General features: G+C 73.3%; 16 protein-coding genes. 3 read left to right on the forward strand and 13 right to left on the reverse strand.

Annotated features, from left to right (window positions below; translation table 11 throughout):
• Window positions 1-90: 90 nt before the first annotated feature.
• Window positions 91-4,392 carry an AAA domain-containing protein gene (locus tag OHQ87_RS19310; protein ID WP_328339756.1) on the reverse strand — a complete coding sequence of 1,434 codons (4,302 nt, stop codon included), beginning with the start codon at window positions 4,390-4,392 and terminating at the stop codon, window positions 91-93.
• A gap of 144 nt (window positions 4,393-4,536) precedes the next feature.
• Here OHQ87_RS19310 and OHQ87_RS19315 point away from each other — a divergent pair, with 144 nt between their 5' ends.
• A complete protein-coding gene (locus OHQ87_RS19315) occupies window positions 4,537-4,905 on the forward strand; it encodes a VOC family protein (protein WP_328339758.1) in 369 nt (122 codons plus the stop codon).
• Between the two features lie 74 nt (window positions 4,906-4,979).
• Here OHQ87_RS19315 and OHQ87_RS19320 read toward each other — a convergent pair whose 3' ends face one another.
• From OHQ87_RS19320 to OHQ87_RS19340, 5 genes are all read right to left on the reverse strand, one after another.
• A complete protein-coding gene (locus tag OHQ87_RS19320; protein ID WP_328339760.1) occupies window positions 4,980-6,143 on the reverse strand; it encodes a phosphotransferase family protein in 1,164 nt (387 codons plus the stop codon).
• Window positions 6,144-6,219: 76 nt separating this feature from the next.
• Window positions 6,220-6,993 (reverse strand): TetR/AcrR family transcriptional regulator, encoded by a 774-nt coding sequence (locus OHQ87_RS19325; RefSeq protein ID WP_328339762.1) that lies wholly within the window; start codon window positions 6,991-6,993, stop codon window positions 6,220-6,222.
• 364 nt (window positions 6,994-7,357) lie between these two features.
• Window positions 7,358-7,741, reverse strand: a complete 384-nt coding sequence (yidD, locus tag OHQ87_RS19330; RefSeq protein WP_328339764.1) for a membrane protein insertion efficiency factor YidD — start codon at window positions 7,739-7,741, stop codon at window positions 7,358-7,360.
• Window positions 7,742-8,516: 775 nt separating this feature from the next.
• On the reverse strand, window positions 8,517-9,185 hold the full coding sequence (locus tag OHQ87_RS19335) for an RHS repeat-associated core domain-containing protein (RefSeq protein ID WP_328339766.1): 669 nt from the start codon (window positions 9,183-9,185) through the stop codon (window positions 8,517-8,519).
• A 676-nt stretch (window positions 9,186-9,861) separates the two neighbouring features.
• The gene (locus OHQ87_RS19340; protein ID WP_328339768.1) at window positions 9,862-10,968 is read right to left on the reverse strand and encodes a hypothetical protein; all 1,107 of its coding nucleotides are present in this window, start codon (window positions 10,966-10,968) and stop codon (window positions 9,862-9,864) included.
• 246 nt (window positions 10,969-11,214) lie between these two features.
• Between OHQ87_RS19340 and OHQ87_RS19345 the strand changes: the two genes are divergently transcribed.
• Together OHQ87_RS19345 and OHQ87_RS19350 are read left to right on the forward strand one after the other, a co-directional pair.
• The gene (locus tag OHQ87_RS19345) at window positions 11,215-12,765 is read left to right on the forward strand and encodes a gluconokinase (RefSeq protein ID WP_328339770.1); all 1,551 of its coding nucleotides are present in this window, start codon (window positions 11,215-11,217) and stop codon (window positions 12,763-12,765) included.
• 48 nt (window positions 12,766-12,813) lie between these two features.
• Window positions 12,814-14,388 (forward strand): GntT/GntP/DsdX family permease, encoded by a 1,575-nt coding sequence (locus OHQ87_RS19350; protein WP_328339772.1) that lies wholly within the window; start codon window positions 12,814-12,816, stop codon window positions 14,386-14,388.
• A gap of 58 nt (window positions 14,389-14,446) precedes the next feature.
• Here the strand turns inward: OHQ87_RS19350 and OHQ87_RS19355 are convergent, their stop codons facing one another.
• The 7 genes from OHQ87_RS19355 to OHQ87_RS19385 form a co-directional block, all read right to left on the reverse strand.
• Window positions 14,447-15,220, reverse strand: a complete 774-nt coding sequence (locus OHQ87_RS19355; protein WP_328339774.1) for a hypothetical protein — start codon at window positions 15,218-15,220, stop codon at window positions 14,447-14,449.
• A gap of 218 nt (window positions 15,221-15,438) precedes the next feature.
• On the reverse strand, window positions 15,439-15,723 hold the full coding sequence (locus OHQ87_RS19360; protein ID WP_442930544.1) for a putative quinol monooxygenase: 285 nt from the start codon (window positions 15,721-15,723) through the stop codon (window positions 15,439-15,441).
• A gap of 72 nt (window positions 15,724-15,795) precedes the next feature.
• The gene (locus tag OHQ87_RS19365; protein ID WP_328339778.1) at window positions 15,796-16,554 is read right to left on the reverse strand and encodes a MerR family transcriptional regulator; all 759 of its coding nucleotides are present in this window, start codon (window positions 16,552-16,554) and stop codon (window positions 15,796-15,798) included.
• A 92-nt stretch (window positions 16,555-16,646) separates the two neighbouring features.
• Window positions 16,647-18,911, reverse strand: a complete 2,265-nt coding sequence (locus OHQ87_RS19370) for a putative bifunctional diguanylate cyclase/phosphodiesterase (RefSeq protein ID WP_328339780.1) — start codon at window positions 18,909-18,911, stop codon at window positions 16,647-16,649.
• 116 nt (window positions 18,912-19,027) lie between these two features.
• Window positions 19,028-20,521 carry a hypothetical protein gene (locus tag OHQ87_RS19375; protein WP_328339781.1) on the reverse strand — a complete coding sequence of 498 codons (1,494 nt, stop codon included), beginning with the start codon at window positions 20,519-20,521 and terminating at the stop codon, window positions 19,028-19,030.
• A complete protein-coding gene (locus OHQ87_RS19380; RefSeq protein ID WP_328339783.1) occupies window positions 20,518-21,606 on the reverse strand; it encodes a hypothetical protein in 1,089 nt (362 codons plus the stop codon). Before OHQ87_RS19380 ends, OHQ87_RS19375 begins: the two co-directional genes overlap by 4 nt.
• Before the next feature lie 420 nt (window positions 21,607-22,026).
• A complete protein-coding gene (locus tag OHQ87_RS19385) occupies window positions 22,027-22,260 on the reverse strand; it encodes a zinc-ribbon domain-containing protein (protein WP_328339785.1) in 234 nt (77 codons plus the stop codon).
• Window positions 22,261-22,810: the final 550 nt, after the last annotated feature.

A 22,810-nucleotide genomic window follows, 5' to 3' on the forward strand; every position in this document is an offset into this window, starting at 1 on the left:
TAATGACACGCTGTCAGCGACGATCGCGTGTCGCGTTACGTGTCCGGCTCGACGGTGACTGCGGAGAGGGGCGTCAGCCGGAAGCGGTTGTCAGAACGAGGACGCCTCCACCGTCCGGCTCCCCCCGATGCCCAACTCCTCGATGCGCTGCCACAACGGTGCCAGCGCCGCCTCCGGATCCCGGCTGAACACGCTGCCCCGGATCCGCACGAAGACGCAGTTGCCGACCCGTTCCAGCACCGCCTGCCGGCGCATGTCGCTCTCCCACTGCTCCGGCCCGTGGTAGGCGTCCCCGTCACACTCGATCGCCAGCCGCCGCCCGTCCGGCGCGGGCAGCACGAAATCGATCCGGTACGAACCGATCCGGAACTGCGGCAACGGCCGGAACCCCCGGCGCAACACCCGGCGCAGCACCTCGCGTTCGAAATCACTGTCGCAACGCTTCTCCAGGTCGTCGTAGGACTCCTCGGCGGTGTTGACGTTCTGGCAGTAGCGCAGCAGCAGCCCCCGGGCGTCGTCGTCGCGCAGGTCGTCGGGTTGCACGGAGTGGAACACCCAGAGCTGGTCGCGGGCCCGGGAGGCGGCGACGTTGACCCGGCGGTGATGGTCGCGCTTGGTGAAGGCGGAGACCACCCCGTTGTGCGGGGAGACGACGGTGGACACCAGCACCACGTCGCGTTCGTCGCCCTGGAAGGTGTACGGGTCGCCGACGCGCAGCCGGCGGTGCTCCATCTCCTCCTCGCCGATCTCCTCGCGCAGCCGGGACAGCAGGTAGATTGCCTGCCCGCTGGTGCTGAGCAGGCTGACCACGCCGATGCTGCGCCCCGCGTACGCCGGGTCGGCGACGATCGCGGCGACCCGGGCGACCAGCGCCTCGGCCTCGGCGACGTTGACGTTGCCGTACGTGGGCAGGTCCTGGCGGATGCCCTCGGGCACGTGCACGGCGACGACCGGGTCGCCGATGCCGGCGGGCCGGTCGGTGCGCAGCGGTTCGATCTCGCCGCCGTAGTAGGTGTCGCTGGAGAATCCGATGATCGCCGGTACGGACCGGAAGTGCTCGGTCAACAGGATCCGCTCGGGCGAGCGGCGGACGGCGTGGTCGTAGAGGCTGCTCTCCGGATCGAAGTGCTCCGCCGACGGCACGTCGACCAGGTGTGAGTTGATCAGGCCGGTGACGCTGCCGACGAAGGAGAGCTGTGGCCCGATCTGCTGGTCGTCCCCGACCACGACGGCCCGTTCGGCGAGGCTGAGGATCGGCAGCGCGAACAGGTCGGCCTGGGACGCCTCGTCGACGATGACCACGTCGAATCGGGCACCCCCGGCGAACTGCTCGATGGCCCGGTCGACCGACATCACCCAGACCGGTACGGCGTCCACCGCGGCGGCCATCGCCTTCTGCGCGTAGGCCTGCCACTGGGCGGCGTTCTTCCCCGTCCCCTTGCCGATCTTGCGCAGCGCGGTGGTCCAGTCGGCGAGGGCGGCCCGCCGCCTGTCGTCAAGCGCCAGCGACACCTCCAACCAGGAGGAGGCGACCACCAGCTCCTTGGTGAGCTGCCGGATGCGTTCCCGGGTGCGGTCGACGCGCCGGCCCAGGGCGACCGGGTCGACGCTGCCGACGACCTGGTCGAACCAGGTTTGCGCGCGCCGCCACCGCCACCGGTCGAGGCACTGTGCGCCGGTGCCGTGCAGGGCGGCGGCGGTGCCCTCCTCGATCTGCGCGGTCCAGTCGGGGGCGACGGGTCGCAGCCTGTCGGTGAGCTGGGCGAGGCGTTGCGCCTCGGGGCGCAGGGCGGCGAGCCGGCGTACCTCGTCGAGCAGGGCGTCCCAGCCGTCGAGGTCGCCCTGGTAGCTGTGGTCGAGCAGCCGCCACAGGTCGCTGGCGGCGGGGCTGGCCATGCCGTGCTGGAGCAGTGCGTCGAGCCGGCGTTCCTCGGCCACCAGCTCGTCGTGGACGAATACCGCCGTACCCCGGCCGAGCAGGGCGATCAGCGCGGTCAGCCGGCGTACGTCGATGGTGTGCTCGGCGCGCGGCAGCAACCGGCGGACGGTGCCCAGCAGGGTCGGCCAACGCCGCCGGTCCCAGTCCAGCGCGGTGGTGGCGGCGGTGAGCAGCTGGCCGGTCCAGTATTCCGGCTCGTCGCCGACCTCGGCGGGCAGGCCGAGCGGGGTCCGCCACTCCGCCCACCGGGTGGCCAGCGCCTGCCGCAGCCGACGCCGGGTGACGTACGCGACGACGATGTCGACGTCGTCGGCGCTGCGCAGCACCTCGCCGTCGATCCGGCAGTCGGTGGCGATCCGGGCCAGGGTGCCCTGGAACAGCTTGCTGACGCCCTTGCCGGCGGCGAACCGTTGCCGCAGCTCGTCGAGCAGGGCCAGCAACCGGCGTGGTTCGGTCAGGTGGGCGTCGGCGACGGTGACCTCGTGCCCGGCGATGACCCGGGCGGCGGCGGCCAGGTCGGCGAGCGCCTGCTGGCTGGCGGCGACGTGGTCCTCCCACCGGATCCGCCAGTTGGCGTCGGCCTGCAACAGGGTGCCGAGCCGGTCGGTCCACGCCCCCTCCCGCTCGGTGAGCTGGGTGAGGGCCTCCCGCAGTTGCCCGCCAAGCTCCTCCAGGGCGGGCTGCCCGACGGCGCGTACCTCGGCGACCAGCACCCCGGCGTCGGCGAGCCGGTCCAGCTCGCGCCGGGTCTCGGTCAGCTCGCGGCGGTCGGCCCGGATCGCCTCGGCGGTGGGCAGGTCGGCCGCCGTCGGCAGCTGCCGCAGCGCCTGCGCCCGGTCCTGCCGTCCGGTACGTCGGGCGATGTCGAGCAGTTCGCTGAACTCCTCGCCGGTCAGCGGGGCGTCGAGGTCGGGGGCGAGCGGGTCGGGGATGTCGCCGTACCGGTCGGCCCGTTCCCGCAGCCAGGCGCCGACGTCACCGGGGGACAGCCGGATGCCGTCGATCTCGTACCGGGCGGACTCGTTCTCCGCCAGCGCGCGCAGGCCCGCCAGGGCGAGCCCGAGGTCCCGCTCGGCCTCCTCCAGTTGCCGGCGCAGCCGGTCGACCCGCTGCTGCTCGGCACGACGGTCCAGGGTGGCGCCCCGGTCGGAGAGTTCCCGGGCGGCGAGCTGCAACTGGACGAGCTGGTCGGCGGAGCGGCCGAGCACCGCCAGGCAGAGCGGCTGGATCTCCGGCGGCAGACCGTCGCGCAGCACCCGCAGCGGGTCCTCCTTCTGCGCGACGACGAGCACCCGCTTGCCGTGCGCCATCAGGTGGCAGATCAGGTTGCGGATGGTGTGCGTCTTGCCGGTGCCGGGTGGCCCCTGTACGGCGACGTTGCGGTGCTGGGCCAGCCGGCGGGCGATGGACTCCTGTGCCTCGTTGGTGGGCAGCGGCATGAGCAGCCGTTCACCCAGCGGCTGCCACAGCTGCGGCTGGTCCTGCGGCATCTCCAGCCGGCTCGGTTCGTGGGCGAGGATGGCGGCCAGCGCGCCGATGCCTGTGGTGTCGCCGGCCAGCAACCGGGCCCGCAACTCCTCCAGGAACCGGCGCAGCATCCGCTGTCGGGGCCTGACGAACAGCACCCCGGTGTCGTGCACGTACGGCCCGGCGGGGGCCGGTGCGCCGGCGTCGCGCAGCACCGGGTCGTGGCCGAGCCGGCGCAGCGCCCGCGAGAAGAACTCCCGCCGGTCCTCCTCCGCCCAGACGTCGAGGTCGAGCTGCCCGCCCACCCCGGCCAGGGCCAGCAGTTGCCGCAGGTAACGCTCGTCGAGGCCGGTCAGCGGGTCGGTCTGCAACCGCGCCGGCCCCTGCGGTACGACCCGGACGACCGACCGGTCGGGGTCGAACTCGACGGCGACCGGGGTCACCACCAGCGGGTACTGCACCCGTTGGCCGTCGACCTCGGTGCGGACGATGCCGTGCCCCCAGACCAGTTCGTGGCTGGCGGCGCTCATGTCGACCCGGTGCATCAGGTCGAACAGGGCACGGTGCAGCTGGCGTACCCGGTCGGTGCGGGCGGCCTGCTCGGCCCAGGGTCGCCAGTCCTGCTCGCGCCACTGCGCGAAGCGGGGTGTCAACCGCGCGACCGTCTCCTCGTCACCGGTCAGCCTCGGCTCCGCCGGGTAGGACGGGGTGCCGGCGAGGTGCGGGACCAACTCCACCGGGGTCTTGAGCCGGCCGGGCGCCGCCGGCAGTCCGACCTGCAACCAGCTGACCCCGTCGGCCGAGACGCCCACCTGGCAGTCGGGGTGGTCGGGCAGGTCGTGCTGCCAGAACGCGTCCGTCGTGGGCACCGTCCGGACCGGCTTCTCCAACTGGGCACGGACGGCCATCAGGTAGTCGACGAGCGCGGTGGTGCGCTCCAGGATCAGCGCGGGTGATTCGGTGTCGGACGTGGCGCGGGGGAGCATGCGGCACCTTTGCTGGCTGTGGCGGTCCCCGGCACCCTACCGGCGAATTCCTCCCGGACGGGACCTCCGGTCGGCATTCTTCACCCCGACCGTGTCGTAGGGCCGTTCTAACCTGGGCCGGCAACCACATCGAGGGAGACCACAGTGCTCGACCATCTGGGCATCCAGGCCCGTGACATCCCCGCCAGCCTGGCCTTCTACGACGCCGTCCTCGCCCCGCTGGGCGCCCGCCGGATGCTGGAGTTCGGCGACGTGGTCGGCTACGGCGTCGAGCGGCCCGACTTCTGGCTCAGCCCGACCACCACGCCCGGCCCGCCGCACGAGGCGCACATCGCCTTCACCGCCGCCGACCGGGCCGCCGTCCTGGCCTTCCACGACGCGGCGGTGACCGCCGGTGCCGAGGTGCTGCACGCCCCGAAGCTCTGGCCGGAATACCACCCGACCTACTTCGGCGCGTTCGTCCGCGACCCGGACGGCAACAACGTCGAGGCGGTCTGCCACCGGCCGGAGTGAGGTTCCGCCGCCCGGTCCGCCCCTACCTCGGCCGCCGGGCGCGGCGCGTCCCCGATCGCCGCCCGCAGCGACTGTCAGCCAGGCTCGGCCGCCGCTCGGGCGAGGTTTTCCGGCAGGTCGTCGGCGTGGTAGATCCGTTCGCTCGGTTCGATCCCGGCGAGGAACATCGCGTACACCGCCGCCATCCGGAGCCAGGCCACCGGCCGCAGCAGCGCCACCGCCCGTTCCGGCCGGCAGCCGGGCACGTCGGCCCGCCAGCGGGCGCACCAGTCGGCGACCAGGGCGGCGGCCGGCTCGGCGGGCATCCGCTCGGTGAGCCGGAGGATGTCGAAGGCCGGGTGCCCGACGAACGAGTCACCCCAGTCGATGATGGTGTGTCGCGACCCGTCGGAGCGGACGTTGCCGGGGTGCAGGTCGCCGTGCACGAGGGTGTCCGGCAGCCCACACCGGGCCACCTCGTCGAGCCGCGCCTCCAACCCGGCGATGAGCGGGTCGGCGGCGGGATGTGGGGCGAGGGTCGCGCGCATCCACCGGGCCAGGGCGACGCCGCGCATGTCCGGTACCCCGGCGGCGACGATCCGGTCGGCGGTGGGCACCGCGCGTACCTGGAGGGCGTGGTGGGTGGCGGCGATCGTGGCGCGTTCGGCGGGATCGGCCCCGTAGCGGTCCTCCCCCGGCACGTGGTCGAGCAGTATCCGCCCCTCGTCGGCGGCGGCGAGCAGCGTCGGCGTGGCCGGGTCGTCGGCCAACAGCCGCAGCACCGCCGCCTCGTGCCGGAAGAAGACCGGCACCTGCTTGAGCCAGGCGGTGCCGCGCGGCCCGTCGAGCCGCCAGATCGCCGACAGGTTCCAGGTGCGCTGCTGGGTCACCAGGGTCGCCGGGCGGCCCAACCGGTCGAGCTGCCCGGCGGCCCAGGCCAGGCTCGCCGCCGGCCCGCCCGGCTGCGCGTAGGGCGCGCGCAGCGGATGCGCCGCCGGCTCCGCCGCCCCCGCCGGCAGCAGCGGTACGCCCACCGGCCCGGCCACCTCCGCCAGGTAGCTGACCTGGCCCCCGGGCGGCCCGTCGCGCTGCCCGGCGAGCAAGCGCAGCACTGTCACCTCGACGCCGTACGCCGCGCGGGCACCGGCGACGATCGCCGCCGCGTCCTGCCACCAGGGCACCGGCACGGCGAAGTCGGGCAGCGCGCCCAGCATCCGGCCGGTGGCGTCGATCAGGACGAGGCGCACGGTGCGGGACATGCCCGGACGGTAACGGCGACCCCGGCGGCAGGCGAGCCGATTAGCGCACCGGAGCGGACCGGGTCGGCGGGTGGGGTCAGTGTCCCGGGTCGGTGGCGAGGATCGCGTCGAGGCCCCGGAGGAAGAGGTCGTCGTCGCTCCACCGTGTGTCGTCGAGGTGGCCGGAGGCGACGAGGGTGGGATAGGCGGCGGGGTTCGCCACGAGGTGGCGACGGGCGTCGGCGCGTACCTCGGGATCGTCGGTCCGCCGCCAGGTGGCCTCGGTGAGCGCCGCGCCGATCACGTAGTTGGCCACCAGCCGGGTCACCACGGCCAGGTGGACGCCGGTGAACCCGGCGCGGACCAGTGCCGATTGCAGGAACTCCGTGCGGGCGAGGACGTGCGGGCCGAGCATGGGCCGGCCGATCAGGCTGGGCGCCCAGGGGTGGCGGAGCATGGCCGCCCGCCACCCGGAGGTCAGCGTGCGTATGTCGTCGCGCCAGTCGGCGCCGGCGGCGATCAGCGGGCCCCCGGCCGGGTCGTCGGTGACCACCGCGTTCTCGGCCGGCAGCGGCACCTCGCCGAAGATCTGGTCGACGGCTAGGTCGAGGACGTCCTCCTTCGTGGTCACGTGCCAGTAGAGGGCCGTCGGGGTGACCCCGAGACGCTCCGCCAGCCGACGCATGGTCAGCCCGTCCACGCCGTGCCGGTCGAGCAGGGCCACGGCCTCCGCCACGATCCGTTCCCGGGTCAACGGGGTGGCCCGGCGGTTGCGGGCCGGCTCCGCGCGCAACCAGACCGTGCCGGCCCTGCCGTCGGACCGGCCACCCTGCCGTTCGGCGGGTGCTCCGCTCAATCCAGTCGCCTCCACCCGCACGAGCCTAGTACCGTGCTCAGTTGACTTAACGTTGTTAAGGCAACTGAGCCATGTCAAGGAAGGCGGATGAGCCCACCGCCTTCCGGCAGGCGGTGGCGTTCCCCAGGAAGGACTGTGGCGCCACGTGCCATTGATGCGGATACAGCTGGACAGCGACCGTTACACCGCGCGGCGGGTGGTGGAGCTGCCGGGAAGGTCCACCGCGAATCCCGCGACGCCGCCCGCGCCGAGGTGTGGCGGCGCGGGCGCACCCCCGCCCGGGAACCGGAATTCGTCGGCACCACGAACGGCGAGCCCGTCCGGCTCATCTACGACGTCGAGGTCTACCGGGACGTGACGTCGTGACCCCGCCGACTCGTCAGCGGACCGGGTCGTGGGTGCCGCGTGGGACACCCGGCCGGCAACGACGCAACCGGTCAGCCGCCATCCGCCCGCCGACGGCCAGGCCGTACCGCTCCACGGCGGTCAGGCCGTACGCGCTGCACGTCGGGGTGTAGCGGCACCGGCCCGGCCAGCGGTGCGACAACCACCGCCGGTAACCGAGGATCGCCGCGCGGCCCGCCCGGTCCACCACCGGTACCCGGCTCACCCGGGCCGTGGTCGCGCCGAGGGTGAGCAGGAACGAGAACAGGCCGAAGTCACAGCAGGGCAGGCCGTCGCAGTCGCAGACGTCGCAGTCGACGTCGCACCAGTCGCGCTTCTTCTTGCGCTGCTTGCGCTTGAGATGGATCACGCCGTACATGATGCGACGGCCCCGCCACCACCCGGACGGCCAGCGGCACACCGGTCCACTCCTGCACGGCGCACCCGGGGCCACCCACGGCTGGATGCCATGGACGGCCCGGATGCAGAGCAGGTCAGCGGTCAGCCGCTGCGACGACGTACAGCGACTCGGATCAGCAGGAGGACCGCCACCAGCAACGCGAACACGGCACCCGGCCACCATCGACCGGACAACCCGATTCCGCCGGTTACCAGCAACAGCACGATGAGTACCGTCTCGGGCCGACCGCCCGCTTTCCTGGCGCCCTCTGCCATGCCGCTCTCTCGTCTCTCTCGTCAGCCCAAGCCCCGGGTGGTCATCTCCGCCGCGTGACAAGCAGCGCGAGCGCCAGACGGCAGGAGCGGCCACGATGGCGAGCACGACCGCAACCTGTGACCTTCTCACCCGCACCGGTCTTCCCCGGCCTACCGACGGCCGTTCCAGCCCTCGAACATGGAGACGGCAGGCCACGCCGATGGGGCACTCCCCCGTGGCAGGAGTGCCCCATCGTGCTGGGAAGCGACCGATTGGACCTGAAGGCTAACGCCGTCGCTTGACGATCATCAACAACCCGAGCACGAGGCAGGCGGCACTGAGCGCGATTGCCACGTATCTCGCTGCAGGGTCGATGCCATCAGCCAGGAGAGCAACCCCGGCAGCGGAGAGTGCGCCGAGAAATGGCGTTGCCGTTGCCGCGCCGACCCTCCAGTCGAGGCGGCCCCTGGCACGATTTCCCACGAATTCCTCCATACCTTCAACACATGTCCATAACTGCGTCGATGCCAAAAGGCAGCGAGAATACGGAGACTTCGAAACCTACCAGGGTTGCCGCCACCTGAATAGCTGCAGTGCTGGCAGTGATTCCCACCAGCGCAACCGAGCTTGCAGCAAGCCCAACGACTCCGACCGCGAGAAGCATGCCCGCCACGAAACACTCTGAAGCCGCTCCAGTGGGATCGATATTGTTGGTCGGATTGCAGGCAGCGTAGGCGTACCGGTTGCCGTGCTTCGGGTTGCCGATGAAGCTGAGGTTGTCCTGCTGGGTGAAGCGGCCCTGAGCCGGGTTGTACCAGCGCTGTCCGAACTTGGTGAAGCCGGTCTGCGAGTCGTACGTGCCGCCGGCGTAGCGGAGGACGTTGGTGGCCGCACCGAGGTAGTACTCGTCGGTGAGGGTGCCCTTGGGCACCACGGGCGCTGCCCCCGCGGCAGCACGGGCGGTGCGTCGGGTCGGGCTGTCGTAGAGCCAGACGTTCTTGCCGGACCTGGGCGACACCAGCGAGGTGTCCGTCCTGGGGGCGGCGGACATGGGCGGGGCGGCGGACATGGGCGGGGCGGCGGACGCCGGACCGCCGACCGGGGCGATGACCATCGAGGCGGCCAGCACGGTGGCTGCCACTCCCCCGGTCGTGGTGCGTTTACCCATCAATTCTCCCTATGTTCTCCACGGGAGGGATTCCCGTGGTCGAAGCCATGCGGTAATTGCGCCCCACCGGCCGGGAAAACGGCCGGAAATTGGCGCGCGGATATGGTGCCGATCGCCGATTTGGCGATGACGACACAGGGTGCGGTATTAGCAGCGGATGACGTCGGCGAAAGCGGGCCGGACCTGCTCAGGACGGCATCGAGCCGCCCCCAGAGAGGGTCAGCAGCGACGGTCCGGTGTCGGAGCTGTGCGGTGTGGCCTGTCGAGCAGACCATTGGCGGTCCAGGTTGCCGGCGTTATCCGCATGGCGACGCTTTCGGCGGCCGGTCGTGGGCGACGCCGGCCCACAACGGGCAGCGGGCAGCAACGCCATTATTGACGGCGATTGTCCTGTGCATGATCGACTCCCCCGTGAGTCAATTGCCGTTCGACAAGCTTCCGCCCAAGAAGCTATCCATCGATTGAATGGGTGTCGATGAAAAACACAACCAGGTAGGAGCTATGCCTGAATTCCCACACAATCGGACACCGATGTGACGATCCGTGTTCGGGCGGTAGGGCCGACCGTCACCCGCCCACAGGCGGCAGATCACCAGTGGGCCGGAGTGCCGGCGACGACCGGGGGCCTGACATCCGCCACTCCGGTCCGCCCGAACGAGCGCCCCTGGGTGGGCGGTCAGCGGTCGACGGTGCGGCGTACCCCGTCGTGTCCGGCGCAGGGCTTCGGCCGGCCGCCGGTCAGGCTGACCGCGCCGTCACGGCACAGCACCAGGTAGCCGCGCCCGGCCCAGAACTCCGGCACGCAGTCGAACCAGTCGCAGACCCGGTGGTCGGGCTCGCGGACCCGGTCGCCGCCGCAGTAGTCGTACCCCATCGGGTTGGCAGGTGCCCCGCAGCGCCGCTCCCGCACCACCGACGGCGAGGGGGACGGGTGGTGCGGTGTCGGCGACGGCGGCCTGGTGCGCGACGGGACGGGCGCGGGCGCGGCGGTGGCCGCCGCCGCCACCTCCGGCGTCACCGGCGGATCCGACTCGACGAGCACCGCCGGCACCACCAGGGTCAGCGCGGCGGCCACCGCGACGGTACGGCGACCGCCGGGGACGCGGGCGCTGATCCGCGCCTGCGCGGGGGTGGCGATCGCCGGCCGGAACGGCGCGCTCTCGGCGTGCGCCGCGATCAGCTCGTCGAGCTGGGCGAGGACGGCGGATCGCTGCTCGATGGCGTCGGCGAAGGCCAGGGTGAGCACGAACCGGAACTCGGCCGTCGCGCCCGGCGGCAGCAGCACACCGGAGGTCTGCCGCCGGTCCAGGACCTGGATCAGGGTGACCGGCGCCGCCGGGTCGTGCAGCAGCCCGGTCATCCTCCCGTACGCCCAGTCGCGCCGGCCCCTCCCGCCGACCAGGACCAACCGGCGGTTGGTGACCACCGCGATGCCGGCGTCGGTGACCCGGACCCCGTCGGGCAGCCGGTGGCGCAACCGCCCGCAGTCCGGCTCGACGACCAGGTCGGGGGCGGGCAGCACGCCTGTGTGCCGGACCTCGACCAGTTGCGCGCCGGGCATCGTCGCGAGGACGGCCTCACCCGGGCCCAGTGCCAGCGGCAGGCCGACGCCGGCCGCCGCCGTGCCCCGCAGGCCGACGGCGAGTGCGCGCAGTCGGCGCAGCTCGTCGTCGCGGCGTCGCCAGGCCCGCTCGACGGTGCGGAAGGCCCGCCGCCGCCGTTCGTTCTGCTGGCGTGCCCAGGTGTAGCGCCAGGTGGAACCCGTCGAATCAGTCATCGCCACGCCGATCCCTCCGCCGCGCGAGCCACCAACCGGGGTGTTCACCCGGCTCAACGGCAGCGACGAGCCCGACGGACCGGTAATGCGGATTTACCACCCGATCGGGGGATGGATTCCGATGAAGGCGGCACACGCCGCGCCGGTTCACCTTCCGGCCCGACGCCATGCGGGGTGGGGCGTCCATGGGTAACGTCAGCCGCAGCCGGGTCCGCACCGCAGCGCCCGCACCACCGACGCCAAGGGGGACCTGTGACCGGCCCGGACCAGCGCCACCTGGTGCTCGGCGTCGACATCGGCACCACAAGCACCAAGACCGTGGCGTACGACACCGAGGGCCGCCAGCTCGCCAGCCACTCCGTCGGCTATCCGCTCGAAGAGCCGCACCCCGGCTACGCCGAGCAGGATCCGCAGCTCATCTTCGACGCGGTGGTGGAGACGATCCGCACCGTCGTCACCGAGCTGGGTGACGGGATCGCCGGCCTGTCGTTCAGCACCGCGATGCACAGCCTGATCGGCCTCGACCCGGACGGCGTACCGCTCACCCCGTCGGTGACCTGGGCCGACTCCCGGGCCAGCAGCCAGGCCGAACGGTTGCGCGCCGCCCCGTGGGGGCTGGCCCTGCACCGGCGCACCGGCACCCCCGTGCACCCGATGGCCCCACTGCCCAAACTCCTCTGGTACGCCGAGCAGGAGCCGAAGCTGCACGAGCGGGTCGCGCACTGGGTCGGCATCAAGGACTACGTGCTGCTGCGGCTGGCCGACGCGCTGGTCACCGACCACTCGGTCGCCTCGGCCACCGGTCTGATGGACATCCACCAGCTCGTCTGGGACGGCCAGGCGCTGCGGATCGCCGGGATCACCGAGGAGCAACTCCCCCAGCTCGTCCCCACCACCACCGTGCTGCCGGGGCTCACCGCCCGCGCCGCCATCGCCACCGGCCTGCCCGCCGACACCCCGATCGTGGTCGGCGCGGGCGACGGCCCGCTGGCCAACCTCGGTCTCGGCGCGGTACGCCCCGGCGTCGTCGCCTGCTCCATCGGCACCTCCGGGGCGATGCGGGTGGCCGTCGAACGTCCCGCCGTCGACCCGCTCGGCGGGGTGTTCTGCTATGCGCTCACCGAGGACCGCTGGGTGGTCGGCGGGGCGATCAACAACGGTGGGATCGTGCTCCAGTGGGCCGGCGACGCGCTCGCCCCCGAGTTCGGCGAGCACGGCGAGGAGGAGCTGCTGGCGCTGGCCGCCACCGCCCCGGTCGGCTCCGGTGGGCTGATCATGCTGCCGTACCTGCTCAGCGAGCGGGCGCCGCACTGGAGCTCGCTGCCGCGCGGGGCGTACGTGGGGTTGACCCACGGGCACCGCCGCGAACACCTCGTCCGGGCCGCGTTGGAGGGGGTCTGCCAACAGCTCGCCCTGGTCCTGGCGTCGGTCCGGGCGGCCGGCAACGAGGTCCGCGAGGTCCGCGCCAGCGGTGGTTTCGCCCGCAGCCCGCTGTGGCGGCAGATGCTCGCCGACGCGCTCGGCATGCCGGTCCGGTTCCCCGCCGGCCACGAGGGCTCCAGCTTCGGCGCGGCGCTGCTCGGCATGCAGGCGCTCGGCCTGATCGACTCCATCGACGTCGCCGCCGACCTGGTGCACATCGACGAGACGGTACGCCCCGAGCCCGCCTCCGCCGCCGTCTACGCCGCCCTGCTCCCCCTGCACTCCGAGCTGTACGACGCGCTGGTGCCCACCTTCGCGTCGCTGCGCCGGCTGGCGCCCAGCCTGCCGGCGGAGCCACCACCCACACCCGCACCCATGTGATCGCCCGTCCCCTCCCGGGTCGGACGCCGTCCGAAGGTCGTGATTACCGTGCTCGCTCTCCTCGCCGCACCGGCGGAACCGGCCACCAGCGCCGGTGACGCCCAGCTCGTCGTGGCCGCCCTGCTGGGCATCGCCGCGGTGGTGCTGCTCATCGCCTGGGGCAAGGTGCACCCCTTCCTGTCGCTGATCCTCGGTGCGGCGGTGCTCGGCGTGGTCGCCGCCATGGCCCCGGACAAGATGATCAGCTCGTTCAGCGCCGGCGTCGGCTCCACCGTCGGCGGGGTGGGTCTGCTGATCGCGCTCGGCGCGATGATCGGTGGGCTGCTCGCCGAGTCCGGTGGGGCCGACGGCATCGTCAGCCGGGTCGTCGGACGGGTCTCCGGCTCCGCCCTGCCCTGGGCGATGGCCGGGGTCGCCGCGCTGATCGGCCTGCCGCTCTTCTTCGAGGTGGGCGTGGTGCTGCTGGTGCCGATCGTGCTGCTTGTCTCGCTGCGCACCGACGTACCGCTGATGAAGATCGGCATCCCGGCGCTGGCCGGCCTGTCGGTGCTGCACGGCCTCGTCCCACCGCACCCCGGGCCGCTGGTGGCGATCTCCTCGCTCAACGCCGACCTGGGCCTCACCCTGGGTCTGGGCCTGATCATCGCCATCCCCACCGTGATCATCGCCGGCCCGGTGTTCGGCAACTTCATCGCCAGGTACGTGCCGGCCACCGCCCCGGCCGCACTGCTGCCCACCCGGCAGCCGGCCACCGGCGGCGGCGGCCGGCGCGGACCCGGCAGCCCGGACGCCCCCGCCGCCGAACGCGGCCGGGGAACCGGCGGCCCGGAAGCCGGACGTGGCCGACCCGCCGACGACGTGGACGGCGACCTGCTCACCGACGACGACCTGGTCAACCCGGGCACCGGTCGGCCGGGCGCCCCGGTCGACGACAGCGGCACCGAGACCGCCCGGCGTGCCCCGAGGTTCTGGCCGGCGGTGCTCACCGTGCTGTTGCCGGTGGTGCTGATGCTGCTGCGCGCGGTCGGCGAACTGGCCCTGGCCGAGGGGACCTTCGCCCGGCAGGCACTGGACATCGTCGGCACCCCGATCGTGGCGCTGCTGGCCGGCGTGATCGTCGCCATGTTCACCCTCGGCTACCAGGCCGGCTTCAGCCGCAGTCAGGTCTCCTCGGTGCTCGGCGGCTCGCTGCCGCCGATCGCCGGCATCCTGCTGATCGTCGCCGCCGGTGGCGGATTCAAGCAGGTGCTCGTGGACGCCGGGGTGGGCAACCTGGTCGCCGACGCCGCCAAGGACGCCAATCTCTCCCCGCTGCTGCTGGGCTGGCTGGTCGCCGTCGGCATCCGGGTCGCCACCGGCTCCGCGACGGTCGCCACCATCACCGCCGCCGGCATCGTCGCCCCGCTGGCAGCCAGCCTGGACCGCCCGGAGGTGGCGCTGCTGGCGCTGGCCATCGGCTGCGGGTCGCTGTTCTTCTCGCACGTCAACGACGCCGGCTTCTGGCTGGTCAAGGAGTACTTCGGGCTGACCGTGGGGCAGACCATCAAGAGCTGGTCGGTGCTGGAGACGATCATCTCGGTGGTCGGCTTCGCCGGCGTCCTCCTGCTCGACCTGCTGCTCTGACGGACCCCGCCGCCGGTCGGGCCGGCTCGCCCGCCCCGGCGGGGGAAAACGGCCCGGGTCAGGCGCCGGGGATGTTGCTCGGCGGGTCCTCGCCGATCAGGCCCGCCGCCGGCTTCTCCGCCGACACCGGCAGGCCGAAGTCCGCGTACGTCAGGTCGAGCGCCGAGACCTTGCCCGGCTCACCGGACAGCTCGATCCGGTAGCGGACCAGCCGCCCCTGCGCGTCCACGGTCGCGGTGAACGGCACCGCGGCGGCCCGCTCCCCGAGCACCCCGCCCAACCCGTCGCCGAGCACCTCGGTGCTGCGTCGCAGGTCCAGGGTGCCGGCGTAGGCCCGGTCGCCGGTGGCGCGTACCTCGGTGGCCGTGCCGAGGGTGGTGGCCAGCCGGGTGTTGTCCAGCCCGGTCCGCTTCGCGGCGGCCGCCTCGGCGGTGCCCAGGTGCCACCAGGTGCGCCCGTCCCAGACCGGCACCCGCCGGTCCGGGGCGGTCACCTTCACGTAGACGTCGGTGCCGGTGGCGAGCCGTTCGATGACCACCTTGCCGTTCGCCACGGCCAGCGTCGTCGTCTCCAGCCCGCGCCGGGCCTTCGGATCCCAGACCAGGGTGGTGCCGTCCCCGCCCGCGCCGTCACCCAGGCTCAGCCGGTAGGACTGCTGGTCGACCCGCTGCGCGGCGGCGGCCAGCACGGCGGTCGGCTCGGTCGGGGCCGGCCCGGACGCGGACGCCCCGGCGGCCGGTGTCGACCCGGCACCGCCACCGTCCGAGGTGCAGCCGGCCACCGCCACCAGTACGACGAGGACGGCGGCGGTGGCCAGCTTCGGGTGCTTCACGACGGTCTCCCCGGGCGGTGCGCCCGCCGGCCGAGCCGATCGACGCTTGTGACAGAGCGGTCGCGCCAGCCTAGCCCGAGGGCCTGCCGCCGACCGGCCACCCCTGCCCGGCCCTCTCCCCGGGAGCGACAACCAGCCCGGGCGCGCACCCGGGGGGACGACACCGCTCGGACCCGGGCACGCGCCGATACCGTTCCCCGCGCCCGTCGGCGCGCGGGTCAGGGAGCCTCGACGGCGGAGATGCGGTAGCGGTGCACCTCCGCGCCGAGGATCGCGGTCACCTGCTCCTGGGCCGGGCCGGACCCCCGGAACGCCAGCAACTGGTCGTCGGACTCCCACCGTTCGTAGACGTTGATCCGGCCCGGCTCGACCAGGTCGGGACCGATCGCGAAGTCCACGCAGCCGGGCGCCGCACGGGCCTGCCGGACGACCTCCAGGCAGGACTCCAGGTAGGCGTCCCGCTCGGCGGGTGCGACGTAGAGACTTCCGGCGACGATGAACACGGGCGACCTCCGGTAGGCGGGTGGCACGTCCCCCATCCTGACCTACCGGAGGTGACGCCCTCGTCGTCCCGGTCAGGCCCGGCTGATCGCGTTGGCGTGGATCGCCTCCACCAGGTACTCCGCCAGCCCCGGCGCGATCGTCTCGTAGTAGGCGGTGAACCGGGGATCGGCCAGGTACATGTCGGCCAGCCCGGTGTGCACCTCGTACGAGCAGTCGTAGAACCAACGGACGATGAGCTGCCGGTGCTCCTCGGCCAACGCCATCGCCTCCGCCGAGTCGGCCGGCGTCCCGCCGGTCAGCGCCGCCACGATCCGCCCGTTCCAGTCGTCCTGCGCCGCCCTGAACCGCAGCCAGTCCTCCTTCGAGTAGCCGGCCGCCCGTCGGGTCGACACCCGGTACGCCTCGGTGTCGCCCCAGCGCTGCCGCGCCTCCTCGGCGTGCTCCTCCGGATCGGCACCGCCGAAGACCTCGAACCGCTCCTCCGGGGTCAGGTTGATCTCCATCCGTCTCGCCTCCATCGCGATCTCGATCGCCGCGACCATCTCCTGGAGTTTCCCGATCCGCCCGGTCAGCAGGTCGTGCTGTCGGCGCAGGTGCGCCGCCGGGTCGGCGGTCGGGTCGTCGAGGATCGCCGCGATCTCCTCCAGCGGAAACCCCAGCTCCCGGTAGAAGCGGACGTGTTGCAACCGCTCCAGGTCCGCGTCGTCGTAGCGGCGGTAGCCGGCCGCCGTCCGGCCGCTCGGCGAGAGCAGCCCGATCTCGTCGTAGTGATGCAGCGTCCGGACCGTCACCCGGGCCGCCTTCGCCACCTGACCCACCGTGTACGCCATGGTTTCCTCCCTTCCTGCACCAAGGCTCCGGCCTGCCGTGACGTGAGGGTCAAGCCCGATTCTGCGCCGACTCCCCCGTTTCGCCGGCGGGATCAGCGTGGGGTGGGCAGGGCGTGCAGGCCACCGGGGCGGCCGTACCGGTAGCCCTGACCGTGGACGCAGCCGATAGCGGTGACCGCCACGTGCTGCTCCTCGGTCTCCACCCCCTCGGCCACCACCGCCAGGTCGAACGCCCCGGCCAACCGGGTGACCATCTCCACCGTGGCGTACGCCCGCGCGTCGGAGTCCAGCCTGGCCACGAACGACCTGTCGATCTTCAACTCGGTGGCCGGGATGCGGTGCAGGTAGCTCAACGACGAGTAGCCGGTGCCGAAGTCGTCGATGGCGATCCGGATGCCCAGCTCACGGAGCTGGGCGAGCCGTTCCAGCACCGCCTCGCTGCCGTCGATCAGCGCCGACTCGGTCAGCTCCAGGGTGAGCGCGCGGGGGGCCAGGCCGGCGGTGGCGGTGGCCGCCGTGACGGTGGCGATCAGGTCGGGACGGCGTACGTGCGCGGCGGCGATGTTGACCGCCACGGTCGCCTCGGGAACCCGGGCCCGCCAGGTCGCGGCGGCCCGGCACGCCTCGTGGATCACCCACCTGTCGATCGGCACGATCAGCCCGGTCTCCTCGGCCAACGGCAGGAACGCCGCCGGGGCGAGCAGTCCGAGCCGGGGATGCCGCCAGCGGACCAGGGCCTCCGCGCTGCGGACCGCACCGGTGGCCAGGTCGACGATCGGCTGGTATTCCAGGTGCAGTTGCTGCTCGTCGACGGCCCGCCGCAGGTCGGCGATCAGCTCTGCCCGGGTCACCGCCGATTCCCGCAGCGCCGGCGTGCAGGTGCGGTACGCGGACTTCCCGGCGGCCTTCGCCGCGTACATCGCGATGTCGGCGTCGCGCAGCAGGTCGGTGTGGGAGGCGTGCTGCGGACCGAACTCGGCGATGCCGATGCTCGCCGACGGGCGGACCCCGACGTCCTCCTCGCCCGGGGACGGTTGCAGGGCGGCGAGCAGCCGCCCGGCCAGCCGTTCCGGGGCGACCGGCCGGTCCCCGTCGACCAGCACGGCGAACTCGTCGCCGCCGAGCCGGGCGACCGTGCCGTCGGCACCGACCGCCGTCCGCATCCGGACCGCGATGCTGGTCAGCAGGGTGTCGCCGGTGGCGTGCCCGAACCGGTCGTTGACCTGCTTGAAGCCGTCCAGGTCGAGAAGCAGGACGGCCACCGGCGGGCCTTCGCGCAGCGCCTGGCGCAACCGCCTGTTGAACATCAACCGGTTCGGCAGGCCGGTGAGCTGGTCGGCGTACGCGAGCCGGCGCAGCCGGGCCACCAGCCGCAGGTTCTCGTTGGCGGCCAGCCCCTGCCGCAGGGCGAGCACCCCGAGCAGCGCCATCATCCCGACGAAGACCAGGGTCGGGGTCTGCCCGGTGGGTCGGCGGGCCAGCACCACCGCGATGATCGCCCCGCCGACCGGAAGGTAGGGCAGCGCCACCCGCCACCAGGACGGGAGCGGGGACTCGCCGATCTCCTCGGCGCCGTCGCAGGTCGGCGGCGGCGGTCGGGTGGTGGCGATGCCGATCAGCAGGTAACTCAGCGGCCAGCAGACGTCGATCGGGTGGCCGGGGGCGTAACTGCCGTGCGCCACCAGCGAGACGTAGACGGCGTCCGCGCCGGCCCGGGTGACCAGGCTCGCCCCGATCAGGGTCAACGGCGGCCACACCGGGCGGGCCGAGCCGGCCACCGCCACCAGGATGGTCAGCTGCATCAGGTCGATCATCGGGTAGAGCAGGCCGAACGTCCGCAGCGGATCGTCGAGGTCGGCGGCGGCGATGTCGCGGAACACCACCACCCAGCCGATCGGGATCAGGGCCAGCCCGACGATCACCCCGTCCAGCACCGTACGGGCCCGGCCGACCATGCTGCGTGGGGCGGTCAGCGCGGCGAGCAGGGCGGCCGTGCCGGTGACGATGCCGGCGGTGAAGACCGCGCCGATCAGCGGGGTGTGCGGCAGCTCGTCGGCGCTCAGCCGGTCCACCGTCCACAGCAGCCGGCCGGCGGCGGCGAGCCCCATGGTGAGCGCGAGCAGCGCCCAGAACCGGCGCAGCGGGGCGGGGTGCCGGCGCATCGTCCGGGTGCAGGCGAAACTGGCCCAACTCGCCACCACCGTGGCGGTCACGTCGCCGACCAGGGCGGCTCCGGGCAACGCGGCGAGCAGCCAGGCCAGCTCCAGGACGACGACCACCGACGCGACGACCGCACCCACCCGGGGAAGGGCCAGCGGCCGGGTCGGGGCACCGGAGACGGCGTCCTGGGGCAGCACGGTGATCGCTCCGGCTCTCTCTCCTGCGCACACCTCGACCGTGCGAACCGGCCACGGACGGCGAACCCTCGAAGCCTAGCCAGCGGCACGACCCGCCGCCAGGGTCCACCGGTCGGCTATCCGACCACTGAGGACGGATCAGGGACGGCGGCGGCAGGTGGCCCGCCGTGCGTCCACGGTGTCTCCTCCGCCGTCGGGAACGCTCCGGCCGGCAGGAACGCCTCCGACAGGGTGGTCAGGCAGAGCCGCTCCCCCACCTGCGGCACGCTGCCCGGTGGCGCGGTCAGCCCCCGGCCCATCCCACCGGACAGCTCCAGCACCACCTCGGTCCGGCTGTCCGCCACCGGGGTCACGAAGACCACCCGCGCCTTCTGCCCCGGCCGTGCCGTCGACCAGAGCGTCGCCCCGACCGGCACCCGTACCGGCTCGGTGGTCGACACCTGGATCCTCGGCCGCAGCACCGGCCGTTTGCCGCTGTCGTCCACCCGGGTCGGGTCGGCCAACGTCACGTCCCCGACGAACGCCTCCCCGGTCAGCCGGTGCTCGGCCATCACCAGCGGATCGTCGTAGGCGCGCTGCACCGCGTACGTGGTCGCGGCGCGTTCCAGCCGGTGCAGTCGTACCGCCGCCGCCACCGCGCCGTCGTGCCGGGGCTGCGGCCCGCCGTCGGCGTCGAGATGCTCGGCGTACCCGGTGAAGGCGTCCCGGTCGCCGGCCCACCGACCGGCCACCCGGGCCCCGGGCGGCAGGGTGCCGAGCAACCCCAGGCCGCGCCACATCAGCTCCCAGGTGGGCGCGAGCTGCCCGCGCAGCAACCGCACCAGCTCCGCGTACGCCGCGTCGCGCGCGACCGGGTCGTCGTCGGCCGCCGCCCAGGCGGCCGTCACCGGGGCGAGCGCCGTGTTGTCGAACTCCGGGTCGGTGGCCGGGCCGGCCGGCGGGCAGACCCGCGGGTCCTCGGCCCGGGTGGCGGCCTCGACACCTGTCGTGCCAGCCGGCGGGTCGATCCAGCCGAGCAGCGCCGGCAGGTGCAGGTCCTCCACCGCACTCTGCCCTGTCGCCCAGTGCAGGGTCAACGCGTCGGTCATCGCCAGCAGCGCCGACGAGCCGGGCTGCTCGGCCCTCTCGACGAAGAAGGTCAGCCAGCGGCCGAGCAGCGGCACGGCCGGGTGCACCGGGTGGTCGCCGTCCGGCCGACGGAACCGGGTCGACCGGCCCAGCAGGCGCAGGAAGGTGACCCCGGCCGGGTTCGGCACCCAGAGCTGCGGGGCGTCGGAGTAGCGGTAGCGGACGTCGCGGCCCCGGTCGACGGCCACCGCCTCCGAGACGCCCCGGAAGCCGTCCAGCCACGGCAGCACGATCGCGGCCAGCTCGGTGACGAACCGGAAGCGCTGGTCCCGGTTGCGGGGCTGCGGCACGATCAGCAGCCGGGCGTCGTCGGGCGCGGTGCCGACCAGCGCGGCGAGCGGGGCGTGCGCCTCACCTGCCATCGCCAAAGGCACCAGCACCAGCGGGCGCTCCGCCAGGTGCAGGTGCCGGACGGTGGCGACCGGCTGGGCCAGCCCGGCGGCGACGGCCTGCGCCTTCGCCAGCGCGCGCAGCGTACTCATGCGGGGTTGCCGGCGAGGGCGTCGGCGCGCAGCCGGGCGGCGGCCCGCAGCAACGCGGCGGCCTCCTCCCGCTCCGGGTCGGCGGTCCGTTCGCCGGTCGCCAGGGCCAGCACCTCGGCCACCTCGGCGATGCCGCCGAGCGCCTCCCGCACCGGGCGGCCCAGCGCGCCGGTCTGCCCCCGTGCCTCGTTCCGACAGAAGTACGCCAGCTCGCAGCCGGCCAGGCAGTCCGGCGCGTAGCGGGCCGGCACGGTACGCAGGGCGGCGGTCACCGTCACCGGGTCGGCGGCCGGGTCGGCGGTGAAGTCGGCAGGCACGGCGGCGAGCAGGTCGTCCAACCGGGCCATCCGGTCCAGTTGGCGACGCAGCACAAGCAGTTGCTTGCGGACGTCGATCAGGCTGGCCACCGGCCGGTTGGCGAAGTCCCGCGGGCAGACCAGCACCACCTCGTGCGACACCGACTCCGGATCCCGCCCCTCGGCGGCGAGCAGGTCACGCAGCGCCAGCACGTAGACGGCCGACTGGACGGCGGCGGCGGACACCTTCGCCGGGTCGGCCTGCCCGTCGATCACCGGGAACGACTTGATCTCCACGACGTGGAACCGGCCGCCGAGCCGGGCGGCGACCAGGTCCGGTTCCAGGTGCACCCGCTGACCCGCCACGTCCAGGCCGAGCAGCGGATGGTCGAACAGCGCCGCCTCCGCCCCGCCGGCGGTCAACGCCGCCCGGGACCGTTCCCGCCGGTCCGGAAGGTCGTCCGCCCCGCCCAGGTCCGTCCAGCTCGCCCGCTCCGGCACCGGTACGCCCAACCGCTGCGCGACCAGCCGCAGCAGCTCCGCACCGCCGTCCGCCTTGACCTGCGCCTCGAACGCGTTTCCCCTGGTGATGGCGAACCGGGACTGGCCGAACCGGGCCGGGAACCCGACCCGCTCGGCGAGCGCGGACTTGTCGACCCCGGCGCCGTCGAGCACAGCCCGCCGGGCGCAGCCGGGGTTGCCGGTGAGTGCGGCGAGCGTCCGGGCGTTGTGTCGTTTCGGGGGCGCGTCACCCCGAATGGCAGCCAGGCGTTGCGCGGTGCTCGTCACGACAGGCCACGATAGCCGCCCCGCCCGACCCTGCACCCCGGGCCGCCGCCCGACGACGTCGTCGTCCGTCTAGTCGGTCAAGGCAATCGCCCGGACCGTCAGCGCAGGGCGGTCAACCCGGGTCACAGCGCGGGGCCGTCACCCCGGGTCACAGCGCGGGGCGGCCCACCCGGGGCCGCAGGGCAGGGCGGCCCACCCGGGGCCGCGGAGCGGGGCCGTCGCCTGGGGTGGGGATCGGGGTTCAGCGTCCGGCGGACCGGTTCCAGGGCGAACGGGGTGAGCGGGCACCGGCGAGCGGCCGGTGGCGGCGGCGCGTCCGGCGGCGGCCCGGGGTGCAGGGCGGGCGGGAGGCGGTGTACAGCGGCACGGTCGGCCCGTCCGGCGGCCAACCGATCAACCAGCAGAGGAAGCGTGCCACGGTCAGCTGACCGGGAGGCGGCGGGCCTCGTCGGCGTCGACGGCGTACTCGGCTCCGCAGAACGAACACTGCTGCACGTACTTCGTCCGGATCGGGATCAGCGGGACGAAGAAGAGGGTGAACTTCGTGGCCCGGCGGCTGATCACCTGCGCGGCCTGGTTGCCACAGTGCCGACAGACCGCCGTCACCACCCCTGCCCGGGTGACCTTGGTACGGAGTCCGAAGATGAAGAACATCGTCCCGCAGTACCCAGCCCGACGCTCCGGGAACCGCCGCGCGGAGATTTCCCGGTGGCCGGCCGGTGCACCGGCGGAGCGACCCGCTAACAGTGCCCGAGTCACATGCCCGAGCTGCGTGCCCGAGCTGCGTGCCCGAGTCACGTGCCCGGATCGCGTGCCCGAGCCGCATGCCCGAGCCGCATGCCCGGATCGCGTGCCCGAGCCGCATGCCCGAGCCGCATGCTCGGATCGCGTGCCCGGATCGCGTGCCCGGATCGCGTGCCCGGATCGCGTGCCCGGGCCGGTGTCCGGATCGCGTGCCCGGGCCGCGTGTCCGGATCACCAACCTCTGTCCGACGTCCTTTGGAGCTGATGACGTTAGCGATTCACTGACAACTGGGACCTCGCCGAGCACCACGCGCCACACGACACGACCCGGCAGGCCTCCGTCGTCACCTGCTGACAACACGACACGGAGCCGCCGCTCGCGAGAACATGGCCCGGCTCGGTGGCCCGCCGTCGCCTCCGCGCACCGGTGATTCGTTTGCGTCATCAGCTCGACAGGATC

The organism is Micromonospora sp. NBC_00421 (assembly GCF_036017915.1).
GTDB lineage: Bacteria > Actinomycetota > Actinomycetes > Mycobacteriales > Micromonosporaceae > Micromonospora.

What these genes read in the sequence shown, in the direction of transcription:
- OHQ87_RS19375 (WP_328339781.1), bottom strand. Translation starts at nt 20,521, where the DNA reads ATGAGTACGCTGCGCGCGCTGGCGAAGGCGCAGGCCGTCGCCGCCGGG.
- OHQ87_RS19385 (WP_328339785.1), bottom strand. Translation starts at nt 22,260, where the DNA reads ATGTTCTTCATCTTCGGACTCCGTACCAAGGTCACCCGGGCAGGGGTG.
- OHQ87_RS19320 (WP_328339760.1), bottom strand. Translation starts at nt 6,143, where the DNA reads ATGTCCCGCACCGTGCGCCTCGTCCTGATCGACGCCACCGGCCGGATG.
- yidD (WP_328339764.1), bottom strand. Translation starts at nt 7,741, where the DNA reads ATGTACGGCGTGATCCATCTCAAGCGCAAGCAGCGCAAGAAGAAGCGC.
- OHQ87_RS19310 (WP_328339756.1), bottom strand. Translation starts at nt 4,392, where the DNA reads ATGCTCCCCCGCGCCACGTCCGACACCGAATCACCCGCGCTGATCCTG.
- OHQ87_RS19365 (WP_328339778.1), bottom strand. Translation starts at nt 16,554, where the DNA reads ATGGCGTACACGGTGGGTCAGGTGGCGAAGGCGGCCCGGGTGACGGTC.
- OHQ87_RS19335 (WP_328339766.1), bottom strand. Translation starts at nt 9,185, where the DNA reads ATGGGTAAACGCACCACGACCGGGGGAGTGGCAGCCACCGTGCTGGCC.